Annotated in this window: 11 protein-coding genes and 1 riboswitch; of the genes, 8 read left to right on the top strand and 3 right to left on the bottom strand. The window is 58.1% G+C overall.

Features of this window, described 5'->3' with window-relative positions; translation table 11 throughout:
- Positions 1–83: 83 nt before the first annotated feature.
- Complete coding sequence (sgrT, locus tag C1N69_RS03405; protein WP_032672519.1) at positions 84–236, bottom strand: glucose uptake inhibitor SgrT; 153 nt, start codon at positions 234–236, stop codon at positions 84–86.
- An 88-nt stretch (positions 237–324) separates the two neighbouring features.
- Here sgrT and sgrR point away from each other — a divergent pair, with 88 nt between their 5' ends.
- From sgrR to thiQ, 4 genes are all read left to right on the top strand, one after another.
- A complete protein-coding gene (gene sgrR, locus C1N69_RS03400; RefSeq protein ID WP_047957744.1) occupies positions 325–1,980 on the top strand; it encodes an HTH-type transcriptional regulator SgrR in 1,656 nt (551 codons plus the stop codon).
- A 36-nt stretch (positions 1,981–2,016) separates the two neighbouring features.
- Positions 2,017–2,117, top strand: a riboswitch (TPP riboswitch).
- A 31-nt stretch (positions 2,118–2,148) separates the two neighbouring features.
- Positions 2,149–3,132: a thiamine ABC transporter substrate binding subunit gene (gene thiB, locus C1N69_RS03395; protein WP_047957743.1), complete on the top strand. Its 984-nt coding sequence runs from the start codon at positions 2,149–2,151 to the stop codon at positions 3,130–3,132.
- On the top strand, positions 3,108–4,718 hold the full coding sequence (thiP, locus tag C1N69_RS03390) for a thiamine/thiamine pyrophosphate ABC transporter permease ThiP (RefSeq protein WP_155030690.1): 1,611 nt from the start codon (positions 3,108–3,110) through the stop codon (positions 4,716–4,718). Before thiB ends, thiP begins: the two co-directional genes overlap by 25 nt.
- Complete coding sequence (gene thiQ, locus C1N69_RS03385) at positions 4,702–5,403, top strand: thiamine ABC transporter ATP-binding protein ThiQ (RefSeq protein WP_047957741.1); 702 nt, start codon at positions 4,702–4,704, stop codon at positions 5,401–5,403. The genes thiP and thiQ overlap by 17 nt, the downstream gene beginning before the upstream one ends.
- Before the next feature lie 53 nt (positions 5,404–5,456).
- Here thiQ and C1N69_RS03380 read toward each other — a convergent pair whose 3' ends face one another.
- Together C1N69_RS03380 and araC are read right to left on the bottom strand one after the other, a co-directional pair.
- Positions 5,457–6,224: a DedA family protein gene (locus C1N69_RS03380; RefSeq protein WP_025758008.1), complete on the bottom strand. Its 768-nt coding sequence runs from the start codon at positions 6,222–6,224 to the stop codon at positions 5,457–5,459.
- Between the two features lie 128 nt (positions 6,225–6,352).
- The gene (gene araC / locus C1N69_RS03375) at positions 6,353–7,198 is read right to left on the bottom strand and encodes an arabinose operon transcriptional regulator AraC (protein WP_047957739.1); all 846 of its coding nucleotides are present in this window, start codon (positions 7,196–7,198) and stop codon (positions 6,353–6,355) included.
- A 337-nt stretch (positions 7,199–7,535) separates the two neighbouring features.
- On the opposite strand from araC, the gene araB reads away from it, so the two are divergent.
- The 4 genes from araB to polB all read left to right on the top strand — a co-directional run bounded on the left by araB (position 7,536) and on the right by polB (position 13,972).
- Positions 7,536–9,245, top strand: a complete 1,710-nt coding sequence (araB, locus tag C1N69_RS03370; RefSeq protein WP_128338866.1) for a ribulokinase — start codon at positions 7,536–7,538, stop codon at positions 9,243–9,245.
- A gap of 10 nt (positions 9,246–9,255) precedes the next feature.
- On the top strand, positions 9,256–10,758 hold the full coding sequence (gene araA / locus C1N69_RS03365) for an L-arabinose isomerase (protein ID WP_025758011.1): 1,503 nt from the start codon (positions 9,256–9,258) through the stop codon (positions 10,756–10,758).
- A gap of 86 nt (positions 10,759–10,844) precedes the next feature.
- Positions 10,845–11,540 (top strand): L-ribulose-5-phosphate 4-epimerase, encoded by a 696-nt coding sequence (gene araD, locus C1N69_RS03360; protein WP_025758012.1) that lies wholly within the window; start codon positions 10,845–10,847, stop codon positions 11,538–11,540.
- A gap of 74 nt (positions 11,541–11,614) precedes the next feature.
- Positions 11,615–13,972, top strand: coding sequence for a DNA polymerase II (gene polB / locus C1N69_RS03355; RefSeq protein ID WP_155030689.1), 2,358 nt, complete (start codon positions 11,615–11,617; stop codon positions 13,970–13,972).
- Positions 13,973–14,004: the final 32 nt, after the last annotated feature.

Genomic DNA, 14,004 nt, shown 5'->3' with positions numbered 1-14,004 from the left:
AAGAATAAACGAAAAAAGCCAGCAAAAACATTTTGCTGGCGGGTGATAAGCACCAATACTCAGTCACACATGATCGAGGCGAGTTAGCGAGAAGAGGTCGGTTTCGTAACATCCCACTGCATCAGGTCTTCCAGTATTTTCAGCCGTTGCTCTGCACACTGGCGGGCCAGCCAGGACGTTCCTTTTGTCGCTGAAAAATAGTGCTGATAAAACTGACGTGCGGTAGACCTCTTCATAATTTACCTCCTCACTTCATCGGTAAGGATTATTGGCTTAATATAGGGATTAATAAATTGCTGATTTTTTGTCAGGAGTTCCTCTTTTATGCCTTCTGGTCGACTGCAACAACAATTTATCCGCCTCTGGCAGTGCTGCGAGGGGCAATCGCAGGAGACCACGCTGAACGAGCTGGCCGACCTGCTGAGCTGCTCCCGCCGCCATATGCGCACGCTGCTCAATACCATGCAGCAGCAGGGCTGGTTAAGCTGGGAAGCGGAGGCGGGACGTGGCAAACGATCGCGCCTGACCTTCCTCTATACCGGGCTGGCGTTGCAGCAGCAGCGCGCCGAAGACCTGCTGGAGCAGGACCGAATTGACCAGCTGGTGCAGTTGGTGGGCGATAAAGCCGCGGTGCGCCAGATGCTGGTTTCCCATCTCGGACGCAGTTTCCGCCAGGGCCGTCACATCCTGCGGGTCCTCTACTATCGCCCGATGAAAAACCTGTTGCCCGGCACGGCCTTGCGCCGCTCAGAAACCCACATGGCCCGACAAATCTTCAGCGGCCTGACGCGGATAAATGAGGAAAATGGGGAACTGGAAGCAGATATCGCTCACCACTGGCAGCAACTTTCCCCGCTTCACTGGCGCTTTTTTTTACGCCCTGGCATCCACTTTCATCATGGCCGCGAGCTGGAAATGCACGACGTCATCACCTCTCTGGAACGCGCCCGTACGCTGCCGCTCTACTCGCATATTTCGCGCGTCCACTCGCCAACGGCATGGACGCTGGATATTGAGCTTTCACAGCAGGACCAGTGGCTCCCCTGGCTGCTGGGCTATGTGCCGTCAATGATTTTGCCCGGCGAGTGGGAATCGATGAACAATTTTGCCAGCCTGCCGATAGGTACCGGGCCCTACGCCGTCTCCCGTAATAATAACAACCAGCTGAAAATCCGCGCGTTTGATGACTACTTTGGCTATCGGGCGCTGATCGACGAAGTGAATGTGTGGGTATTGCCGGATCTGAATGAAGAGCTGAGCGCCGGCCTGACGCTGGAAGGTCCCACCACGGGAGAAAAGGCCGTGGAGAGTCGCCTGGAGGAGGGATGCTACTATCTGCTGTTCGACAGCCGCACCCACCGCGGGGCCAACCCGGCCGTCCGTAAGTGGATCAGCCATATACTGTCCCCTTCCAACCTGATCTACCATGCGGAAGAGCAGTATCAGACCTACTGGTTCCCGGCGTACGGCCTGCTACCGCGCTGGCACCATGCCCGCCCGGCGCACGCCGACAAACCTGCTGGGCTGGAGTCCATCTCACTGACCTACTACCGCGAACATGTGGAGCATCGTTTTATCGCCAGGATCATGACCAGACTACTGGCAGCGGAAGGGGTTAAGCTGGAGATCAGGGAAGTGGATTATCACGAATGGCACCAGGGGGAGATAACCAGTGATATCTGGCTGAACAGCGCCAACTTCACCCTGCCGCTCGATTTTTCATTATTCTCGCACCTTTATGAAGTCCCGCTGATCCAGCACTGCATCGACCGTGACTGGCAACAGGATGCCGCCCGGTGGCGTGCGGGCGAGATGAATCTTGCCGTATGGTGCCAGCAGCTGCTGGCTGAACAGGCGATCGTTCCCTTGATCCACCACTGGCTGATGATCCAGGGACAACGCAGTATGCGAGGCCTGCGGATGAATACCCTGGGCTGGTTCGATTTCAAATCGGCCTGGTTTGCCCCGCCGGAACCATAACGCTTTCGTAATATTCACCAAATCATTACAATACCGCCGTTCTCAACGGGGTGCTGCATCACTGATGTGCGCTGAGATAATACCCGTCGAACCTGATCCGGATAACGCCGGCGAAGGGATTTGAGGCTGTCGCTCAAAATCCTTTGCCACTCAACCCTGAGGTGCAAAGTGTTAAAAAAAGTTCTTCCCCTGCTGGCGCTGTTTGCGCTGCCTGCTTTAGCTAAGCCCGTTCTGACGGTCTACACCTACGACTCTTTCTCTGCCGACTGGGGCCCAGGCCCGGTCGTCAAAAAAGCCTTTGAAGCGGACTGTAACTGCGAACTGAAGTTCGTGGCGCTGGAGGACGGCGTCTCACTGCTCAACCGTCTGCGTATGGAAGGAAAAAACAGCAAAGCGGATGTGGTACTCGGGCTCGATAACAACCTGCTGGAGGCCGCCTCGCAAACCAAACTCTTTGCCAAAAGCGGCGTAGCGGCAGAAGCCGTTAACGTGCCTGGCGGCTGGAAAAACGACACCTTTGTGCCGTTCGACTACGGCTACTTTGCTTTTGTCTATGACAAAAACAAGCTGAAAAACCCGCCGAAGAGCCTGAAAGAGCTGGTGGAAAGCGACCAGAAATGGCGTGTAATTTATGAAGACCCACGCACCAGTACGCCGGGTCTGGGCCTGCTGCTGTGGATGCAAAAAGTCTACGGGGACAAAGCGCCCCAGGCGTGGCAGAAGCTGGCCGCCAAAACCGTGACGGTGACCAAAGGCTGGAGCGAAGCCTATGGCCTGTTCCTGAAAGGCGAAAGCGACCTGGTGTTGAGCTACACCACCTCTCCGGCTTACCACATTATCGCCGAGAAGAAAGATAACTATGCCGCTGCTGATTTTGCTGAAGGGCATTATCTGCAGGTGGAAGTGGCCGCACGTACCGCCGCCAGCAAACAGCCGGAGCTGGCAGAAAAATTCCTGAAATTTATGGTATCACCCGCCTTCCAGAACGCCATTCCGGCAGGAAACTGGATGTATCCCGTCACGAATGTTGCGCTACCAGCAGGGTTCGAGCAGCTGACCAAACCAAAAACCTCGCTGGAATTTACGCCGCAGCAGGTCGCCGCGCAGCGTGCAGCATGGGTAAGTGAATGGCAACGCGCCGTCAGCCGTTAATTCCCGGCTGGTTACTGCCCGGGCTGCTCGCCGCCATAGTCATGGTGGCGGTCAGTCTGGGTGCCTTTCTTGCGTTGTGGTTTAACGCGCCAGAGAGCGACCTGCTCGCGCTCTGGCACGACAGCTATCTCTGGCACGTCATCCGTTTTTCATTCTGGCAGGCGTTTCTGTCTGCCCTGCTGTCGGTCATTCCGGCCATTTTTCTTGCGCGCGCGCTCTATCGCAGGCGTTTCCCCGGCAGGCAGGCCCTGCTGCGCCTGTGCGCCATGACCCTGATCCTGCCCGTGCTGGTGGCCGTTTTTGGCATTCTGAGCGTTTACGGCCGCCAGGGCTGGCTGGCCTCTCTGTGCGGCCTGCTTGGTCTTGAATGGACCTTCTCGCCTTACGGGCTGAAAGGCATTTTGCTGGCGCACGTGTTTTTCAATATGCCGATGGCGACACGCCTCTTTTTGCAGGCGCTGGAGAACATTCCCGGCGAACAGCGTCAGATTGCCGCCCAGCTTGGTATGCGCGGCATCTCATTCTTCCGCTTTGTCGAATGGCCTTGGCTGCGCCGCCAGCTCCCGCCCGTAGCGGCATTGATCTTCATGCTCTGCTTTGCCAGCTTTGCTACCGTGCTTTCACTCGGCGGTGGGCCGCAGGCCACCACCATTGAGCTGGCGATTTACCAGGCGCTGAGTTACGACTACGATCCCGGGCGCGCCGCGCTGCTGGCGATAGTCCAGATGACGTGCTGTCTGGCTCTGGTCATGCTCAGCCAGCGCCTGAGTAAAGCCATTCCCCCGGGCAGTAATCAGATAGCGGGCTGGCGCGATCCGCAGGACAGCCTGCACAGCCGCATCTCCGATTTTCTCCTGATTGCGCTGGCGCTGGCGCTGCTGCTGCCGCCGCTGCTGGCCGTTATCATTGATGGTCTGAACCTCAATCTTCTGTCCGTTCTGCAACAGCCTGTCCTCTGGCAGGCCACCGGGACCTCGCTTCGCATTGCGCTGGCGGCCGGGCTGCTGTGCGTCATGCTGACCATGATGCTGCTGTGGAGCAGCCGTGAACTCTATGCCCGGCACGCCCGAAAGGCCGGACACGCGCTGGAGCTGACAGGCATGCTGATTCTGGCCATGCCAGGCATCGTGCTGGCGACGGGCTTCTTCCTGCTGTTCAACAGCACCCTCGGCCTGCCGGACAGCGCTGACGGCATTGTGATCTTTACCAATGCGTTAATGGCCATCCCTTACGCGCTCAAGGTACTGGAAAACCCGATGCGCGACGTCAACAACCGCTACAGTTTGCTCTGTCAGTCGCTGGGGATGCAGGGCTGGCAACGGCTGAAGGTGGTCGAATTACGAGCGCTAAAACGCCCGCTGGCGCAGGCGCTGGCGTTTGCCTGCGTGCTCTCCATTGGTGACTTTGGGGTCGTGGCGCTGTTTGGCAATGACAATTTCCGTACGCTGCCCTACTGGCTATATCAGCAAATCGGCTCTTACCGCAGCCAGGACGGCGCGGTTACCGCGCTGTTACTGCTGCTGCTGTGCTTTGCTTTATTTACCGTAATCGAAAAACTACCGGGGCGTAATGTTAAAACTGACTGATGTAACCTGGCTCTATCAGCATCTGCCGATGCGCTTCACGCTCTCCGTGCGCCAGGGAGAGATGATTGCCGTGCTCGGACCAAGCGGAGCGGGCAAAAGCACGCTGCTTAATTTGATTGCGGGTTTTCTGCAGCCGGCGAGCGGATCTATAGTCATTGAAAACCGGGACCATACCCACACGCCCCCCGCACAACGTCCTGTCTCCATGCTGTTCCAGGAAAATAACCTGTTTACCCATCTGACGGTGCGGCAGAACATTGCCCTCGGGATGGATCCGGGACTCAAGCTGAACGCAGCCCAACGTCAAAAGCTGGAGATCATTGCTACACAAATGGGGATCATCGGGTTTATCGACAGACTGCCGGGCGAGCTCTCTGGTGGCCAGCGTCAGCGCGTGGCGCTGGCGCGGTGTCTGGTGCGCGAACAGCCGGTACTGCTGCTGGATGAGCCGTTCTCTGCGCTCGATCCCGCCCTGCGTCAGGAGATGCTGGCGCTGGTGCAGGACGTCTGTCAGCGCCAGCAGCTGACGATGCTGATGGTGTCGCACAGCATCGAGGATGCCGCACGGATTGCCCCGCGATCGGTAGTGATCGCGGAGGGACGCATTTTGTGGGATGGAGCAACAGAAGCGCTGCTGAGTGGTAAAGCGGGGGCGTCTTCATTGTTGGGCATTCCTGCGGCCTGATGCCCTCACCCTGCCCCTCTCCCATGTACAGTCCGGGGAGAGGGAAAACAACATCAACGGCTCACGACTTTCAACAGGATCTCACCATACACCGGCATCAGCGGGTGACGAATCAACGCCACCAGCGCCACCACCGCCACGCCCAGCGTCAGCGGTGCCAGCCACAACAGGCGAGCGCGGGGAAGGTAGCGCGTCAGGCGATCGATATTCGCTTTCGCACTGCGCCACAAGCGCCAGCACAGCCATGCCGCCAGCCACAGCAGCAGCGCTGTACCCAGCAGCAGCCACTTAAACTCACCGCTTTGCATACCGTCAGGAATATCGATGGCCGCACCCGCGAGGATCCCCGGCAGGAAGTAGAACGGAGGCCAGAAGACGCAGCCGATAATATTCGGCACTACGAATTTTGCGACCGGCAGATCCAGCATCCCGGCGACCATGGGAACCAGCGGACGCGTGGGACCGACAAAGCGGCCGACGAGAATGGTAAACATGCTGTGCTGGTGCAGCGCATGCTCGGTTTTATCCAGCAAGGCTTTGTTCTTTTTCATGAACGACCAGCGGTGCAGCGGCTTCTTAAAGCGCCAGCCCAGCCAGAAGGAGATCCAGTCGCCCAGCAGACAGCCGACGATCCCGGCCAGCCACGCCTGCCAGAAATTGACCTCACCGCTGCCAATCAGCGCGCCAAGCCCTGCCATCATCACGGTGCCGGGCAGGATTAACCCCACGAGCGCCAGCGATTCCAGAAAGGCCACCAGCGCCACGGCGATGAGCGAATACATAACGGACTGGGTGATAAAGTGTTCCAGCAATGCCTGCATAACTATTCCGGTCAGAAAACGAATCAGCGATTCTGCTTAGCGCCCCGCACCGCGTCAAGGCAACAATTGTCTGAATAGTTTACAGGTCGCTTTGAGCATTCACCTGTTTGTTTATCTTTTTTTACCGTTCATTCACAACCCGCGCGGAATTCGCTCGGGCTGGCGCCGGTACACTTTTTAAACACGCGAGAAAAATAGAGCTGATCTTCAAAGCCTACGTTGCGCCCCACGGTGGCGATCGGCATCCGGGTGGTGCTGAGCAGAAGCTTCGCCTGGCTTATCCGCTGATCCTCACGCCAGCTCAGCACGCTGACGCCAAGCTGCTGACGAAACAGATGCGACAGCCGCGACGGTGAGAGACAGACATGCTGGGCAACGCTGGCGATATCAAACTGGCTATCGGCCAGATGGTCACTGATGTACTGGCAGGCATCGCGCACGCGGTTATCCAGCGGCGGATTCAGCGACGCGTTAATCGCCTCCATCCGTCGCAGCAGCAGTTGTTCAAGCAGGTTAATCGCCAGCAGTTCGGCATAACGGCCTCCCGCCTGCCCCGCCTCAATAATCTGCGCAAAAAGCTCGCGAAACTGCGCCAGATGCGCCTCATCCGGGCGGTAATAACCGGTGTGCGCAAAAATGGCTGGCCATGAAAGCCACTCCTGCCAGTAGGCGCGCGGACGGAAGTAGACCCACTGGTGATACCACTCTTTGGCATCCGGGTGACGGCCGTAATGGTGGATCTCTCCCGGGGGGAACAGCAGGATGTCACCGGGGCGGCAGATGAACTGCTGGTCACCATTCTTGATAACCCCCTCCCCTCGCACGGTCAGGTTGAGAATATAACCTTTCATCCCGAGCGGTCGGTCAATGTAAAAATCGAGATATCCCTCAGCCTCGATAGGGGTCAGCCCCGCCACAAGGTGCGCGTTAAACGAGTATCCCGGCAGCAGGGGATCGTTTTGCGTTTCGGCCATAGATTCAGTTCTCCCAAGGGTCCTGAAGGAAACCAATTGTCCATATCATTAAAAGCAGGTCAAAAATGGTCTGCGAAAAGATCTCAAAAGCGTTATGCCTCTTTTACGTCCGCCATGTTTCAGCCTTTCCCCCTGATTTCTCCGCCAGAGCAGGCAGATAAGCAGTAACAAAAGTGTCTATAAGTGCGGCAGAAATGTCCACATTGAATATTTGCACGGCGTCACACTTTCCGTTGTAACAGCAATTTAGTCCATAAGATTAGCGGATCCTGCCTGACGATTTTCGCCCCCAGTCTCTAATGTTCTTCCATACCTGTTTTTTCGATGGAGCAACACCATGGCAATTGCGATTGGCCTCGATTTTGGCAGCGATTCGGTTCGCGCACTGGCAGTGGACTGTACGTCCGGCCAGGAGATAGCAACCAGCGTTGAGTGGTACCCGCGCTGGCAAGAGGGGCGCTACTGCGATGCGCCAAACAACCAGTTCCGTCACCACCCGCGTGACTACATTGAGTCGATGGAAGCGGCAATCAAAACCGTCCTTGCTGACCTGACTGAGGCCCAGCGGGCAGAGATTGTCGGGATTGGCGTCGACAGCACTGGCTCCACGCCCGCCCCTGTGGATGCCGAAGGGCGCGTACTCGCGCTGCGCCCGGAGTTTGCCGACAACCCGAACGCCATGTTCGTGTTGTGGAAAGACCATACCGCCGTGGAAGAGGCCGAAGCTATCACCCGCCTGTGCCATCAGCCAGGTAAAACAGACTACTCGCGCTACATTGGCGGGATTTACTCCAGCGAATGGTTCTGGGCCAAGATCCTGCACGTTACCCGCGCGGACGCATCGGTTGCCCAGGCAGCCGTCTCCTGGATTGAACTGTGCGACTGGGTTCCCGCCCTGCTCTCTGGCACCACGCGGCCACAGGATATCCGCCGCGGCCGCTGCAGCGCCGGACATAAATCCCTCTGGCACGAAAGCTGGGGCGGCCTGCCTCCGGCGGCGTTCTTCGACGAACTCGACCCGATCATCAACAAAAACCTGAAATACCCGCTGTTTACCGACACCTTCACCGCCGATATTCCCGTCGGCACGCTTTGCGAAGAGTGGGCGACGCGTCTCGGCCTGCCGCAGAACGTGGCGATCTCCGGCGGCGCATTTGACTGCCATATGGGCGCCGTCGGTGCCGGCGCGCAGCCTAATACGCTGGTGAAAGTGATTGGCACCTCCACCTGCGACATCCTGACGGCGGATAAAGCCACCGTCGGCGAGCGTGCGGTGAAAGGTATTTGCGGCCAGGTTGACGGCAGCGTGGTGCCGGACTTCATCGGCCTCGAAGCCGGTCAGTCCGCGTTTGGCGATATCTACGCCTGGTTTGGTCGCGTGCTGGGCTGGCCGCTGGATCAGCTGGCGGCCGCGCATCCGGAACTGAAAGCGCACATTGCCGAGAGTAAAAAACAGCTTCTGCCGCAGCTCACGGACGCCTGGGCAAAAAATCCGTCTCTCGATCACCTGCCGGTAGTGCTGGACTGGTTTAACGGTCGCCGCACGCCGTTTGCCAACCAGCGCCTGAAAGGGGTCATTACCGATCTCAACCTCGCGACCGACGCACCGGCGCTGTTTGGTGGCCTGATTGCCGCCACCGCCTTCGGTGCCCGCGCGATTATGGAGTGCTTCACCGAGCAAGGCATCGACGTGAATAACGTGATGGCGCTGGGGGGCATTGCCCGTAAAAACCCGGTCATCATGCAGGCCTGCTGCGACGTGCTGAACCGTCCGCTGCAGATTGTCGCGTCCGATCAATGCTGCGCGCTGGGCGCGGCAATTTTTGCCGCAGTGGCCGCCGGTGTTCATGCCGATATCCCGACTGCGCAGCAGCACATGGCAAGCGCCGTTGAAAATACGCTCCAGCCGCGTACCCAGCAGGCACAACGCTTCGAACAGCTTTATCAGCGCTACCAGCAATGGGCAAAAAGCGCCGAACTTCACTATCTCCCTGTCGCCGCCCCGGCCAAAAGCACCGCGGACACTACGGCAACCCTGACCCATTAAGGACACGATGATGACCATTTTTAATAACTATGAAGTGTGGTTTGTGATTGGCAGCCAGCATCTGTACGGACCACAGGCGCTGCAGCAGGTAACGAAACACGCGGAGCACGTTGTTAACGCGCTGAATGCGGAAGCCAAACTGCCCTGCAAACTGGTGCTGAAACCGCTGGGCACGACGCCGGATGAGATCACCCATATCTGCCGCGACGCGAACTACGACGATAAATGCGCCGGTCTGGTGGTGTGGCTGCACACCTTCTCACCGGCCAAAATGTGGATCAACGGTCTCTCCATCCTTAACAAACCGCTGCTGCAGTTCCATACCCAGTTCAACGCCTCCTTGCCGTGGGACAGCATTGACATGGACTTCATGAACCTGAACCAGACCGCGCACGGCGGCCGCGAGTTCGGCTTCATCGGCGCGCGTATGCGTCAGCAGCACGCGGTGGTGACCGGCCACTGGCAGGACAGCCATGCACAACAACGTATCGGCTCCTGGATGCGCCAGGCGGTCTCTAAACAGGACACCCGCCATCTGAAAGTGGTGCGTTTTGGCGACAACATGCGTGAAGTGGCGGTGACCGACGGCGACAAAGTGGCCGCGCAGATCAAGTTTGGCTTCTCCGTCAACACCTGGGCCGTGGGCGACCTGGTACAGGTGGTGAATGAAATCAGCGACGGCGACGTCAGCGCGCTGGTGGATGAGTACGAAAGCCGCTACCGCCTGACGCCTGCGGCACAAATCAACGGCGACAAGCGCCAGAACGTGCTGGATGCGGCGCGCATTGAGCTGGGCATGAAGCGCTTCCTGGAACAGGGCGGTTTCCATGCCTTTACCACGACATTTGAAGATCTTCATGGCCTGAAACAGCTGCCCGGCCTGGCGGTACAACGTCTGATGCAGCAGGGCTACGGCTTTGCCGGGGAAGGCGACTGGAAAACTGCCGCTCTGCTTCGCATCATGAAGGTGATGTCGACCGGTCTGCAGGGCGGCACCTCCTTCATGGAGGACTACACCTACCACTTCGAGAACGGCAACGATCTGGTGCTCGGCTCACACATGCTTGAAGTGTGCCCTTCTATCGCGGTGGAAGAGAAGCCGATCCTCGACGTGCAGTACCTCGGCATTGGCGGTAAAGCCGATCCGGCACGTCTGATCTTCAACACCCGTACCGGCCCGGCCATCAACGCCAGCCTGATCGATCTGGGGGATCGTTTCCGCCTGCTGGTGAACTGCGTTGATGCCGTTGAAACGCCCCATTCTCTGCCAAAACTGCCGGTCGCTAACGCCCTGTGGAAAGCACAGCCGGATCTGCCAACCGCGTCAGAAGCGTGGATCCTGGCCGGCGGCGCGCACCATACCGTCTTCAGCCACGCGCTGGATCTGAACGACATGCGTCAGTTCGCCGAGCTGCACGACATTGAACTGACCGTGATTGATAACGATACCCGCCTGCCGGCTTTCAAAGACGCGCTGCGCTGGAACGAAGTTTATTACGGTTCAAAACGCTAAGCCCTGAATGCCCGGTGGCGCTGCGTTGACCGGGCCTACGGTTCTGTAGGCCGGATAAGCGAAGCGCCATCCGGCAGGAGACAACAATGTTAGACGATCTCAAACGTCAGGTTCTTGAAGCTAACCTGGCGCTGCCGAAACACAATCTCGTCACCCTCACCTGGGGCAACGTGAGCGCCGTTGACCGCGAAAAAGGCGTCTTCGTGATCAAGCCTTCCGGAGTGGATTACACGGTGATGACCGCAGACGATATGGTCGTTGTCAGCATCGAAACGGGTGAAGTGGTGGAAGGGAACAAAAAGCCCTCCTCCGATACGCCAACCCACCGGTTGCTGTATCGTTCATTTCCGACCATCGGCGGTATTGTGCATACCCATTCGCGCCATGCCACCATCTGGGCGCAGGCGGGCCAGTCCATCCCGGCGACCGGCACCACCCACGCAGACTACTTTTACGGCACCATCCCCTGCACGCGCCTGATGACCGACGCTGAAATTAACGGCGAGTACGAGTGGGAAACCGGCAACGTGATTGTTGAAACCTTCGAGAAACAGGGAATCGACGCGGCGCAAATGCCCGGCGTGCTGGTACACTCCCATGGCCCCTTTGCCTGGGGTAAAAACGCGGAAGATGCGGTGCATAACGCGATTGTGCTTGAAGAAGTGGCCTATATGGGGATCTTCTGTCGCCAGCTGGCGCCACAGCTGCCGGACATGCAGCAAACCCTGCTGGATAAGCATTATCTGCGCAAGCACGGTGCAAAGGCCTACTACGGGCAGTAAGCTGTATATATCCCCAGCATAAAACATTCAACCAGGCTATAATCAGGCCTGGTTTTGTTTTATGGGATAACGGCGTGGCGCAGGCGCAAGAAGGCTTTTTACTGACCCGACACTGGCGGGATACCCCTCAGGGCACTGAAGTTGAATTCTGGCTGGCAACGGACAACGGCCCGCTGCAGGTCACGCTGCCCCCGCAGGAGTCCGTCGCGTTTATTCCTGAAGCGCATGTCGGGAAAGTAAAGCAGCTGCTGCGCGGCGAAAACGGCTGGCGTTTGACGCCGCTTGAACTGAAAGACTTCCACCGTCAGCCGGTTTTCGGCCTCTACTGCCGCGCACATCGCCAGCTGATGCGCTATGAAAAACTGCTTCGTGAAGCGGGCGTGACGCTCTACGAAGCCGATATCCGCCCACCTGAACGCTTTCTGATGGAGCGGTTTATTACCGCTCCCGTCTGGGTCGATGGCTCATTGCAAAACGGTAAAATTAGCAACGCGCGCCTGAAGCCGAACCCGCACTACCGCCCGCCGCTAAAATGGGTGTCGCTGGATATTGAAACCACCCGCCACGGTGAACTGTACTGCATCGGTCTTGAAGGCTGCGGCGATCGCGTTGTCTATATGCTTGGGCCGCCGAACGGTGATGCCTCCGCGCTGGATTTCCGGCTTGAGTATGTTAACAGCCGGCCACAGCTGCTGGAGAAGCTCAACCAGTGGTTTGCCGACTACGATCCCGACGTCCTGATCGGCTGGAACGTGGTGCAGTTCGACCTGCGCGTACTGCAAAAACACGCCGAGCGGTATCGCATCCCGCTGATGCTCGGGCGCGGCAACAGCGAGCTGGAGTGGCGCGAACACGGTTTTAAAAACGGCGTCTTCTTCGCCCAGGCGACAGGCCGCCTGATTATCGACGGCATTGAGGCGCTGAAATCCGCCTTCTGGAATTTCTCTTCCTTCTCCCTTGAAGCGGTCGCACAGGAGCTGCTTGGCGAGGGCAAATCCATCGACAACCCCTGGGACAGAATGGATGAGATTGACCGGCGCTTTAACGAAGATAAACCGGCGCTCGCCACCTATAACCTGAAAGATTGCGAGCTGGTCACGCAGATTTTCCACAAAACCGAGATTATGCCGTTTTTGCTGGAGCGTGCGACGGTGAACGGTCTTGCGGCTGACAGGCACGGCGGCTCCGTGGCGGCCTTTAGCCACCTCTACTTCCCCCGGATGCACCGGGCAGGCTATGTCGCCCCTAACCTCGGCGAGGTGCCGCCGCAGGCCAGCCCTGGCGGTTACGTTATGGATTCCAGGCCAGGACTGTATGACTCCGTACTGGTCCTCGATTACAAAAGCCTCTATCCGTCGATTATCCGCACCTTTCTGATCGATCCCGTCGGGTTGATTGAGGGCATGGCCCAGCCGGATGATGAACACAGCACAGAAGGCTTCCTCGGCGCCCGCTTCTCGCGGGAAAAACACTGCCTGCCTGACATTGTGGGAAATATCTGGCACGGCCGCGACGAGGCAAAGCGCCACGGCAACAAGCCACTCTCACAGGCGCTGAAAATCATCATGAATGCCTTTTACGGGGTACTGGGCACCAGCGCCTGTCGCTTCTTCGACCCACGGCTGGCCTCCTCGATCACCATGCGCGGGCACGAGATTATGCGCCAGACAAAAGCGCTGATTGAATCTCAGGGCTATGACGTCATCTATGGCGACACGGACTCCACCTTCGTGTGGCTTAAGGGCGTGCATTCAGAAGAGGATGCCGCGCGCATCGGCAAAACGCTGGTCGAATTCGTGAACGGCTGGTGGCAGGAGCATTTGCAAAAAGCGCGGCTAACCAGCGCGCTGGAGCTGGAATTTGAAACCCATTTCGCCCGCTTTTTAATGCCCACGATTCGCGGGACCGAGCAGGGCAGCAAGAAACGCTACGCCGGACTGATTCAGGAAGGCGACGCGCAGCGGATGGTCTTTAAAGGGCTGGAGACTGTGCGTACCGACTGGACGCCCCTGGCGCAGCAGTTCCAGCAAACACTCTATCTGCGGGTGTTTCGCAATGAGCCCTATCAGGATTACGTGCGCGAGACGATAGCCAGCCTGATGGCGGGTGAGCTTGACGCACAGCTGGTCTATCGCAAGCGCCTGCGCCGCCCGCTCGCAGAGTACCAGCGTAACGTCCCTCCCCACGTTCGCGCCGCGCGGCTGGCGGATGAAGAAAACGTGCGCCGGGGTCGTGCGCCGCAGTATCAGAACCGGGGAACCATTAAATATGTCTGGACGATTAACGGCCCGGAACCCGTGGATTATCAACACTCTCCTCTGGATTACGATCACTATCTGACGCGTCAGCTTCAGCCCGTCGCAGACGGAATTTTGCCCTTCATCGACGACGATTTTGCTACACTGGTTACAGGGCAACTTGGCCTATTTTGACGCGTGACGAAATGGCTGCCATCCAGTACCAT

Origin of the sequence: Enterobacter sichuanensis, assembly GCF_009036245.1 — a bacterium.
In the GTDB taxonomy this organism is placed as follows: domain Bacteria; phylum Pseudomonadota; class Gammaproteobacteria; order Enterobacterales; family Enterobacteriaceae; genus Enterobacter; species Enterobacter sichuanensis.
The sequence above is the reverse complement of the archived record's forward strand: the minus strand, read 5'-3'. Positions and strand labels throughout refer to the sequence as shown.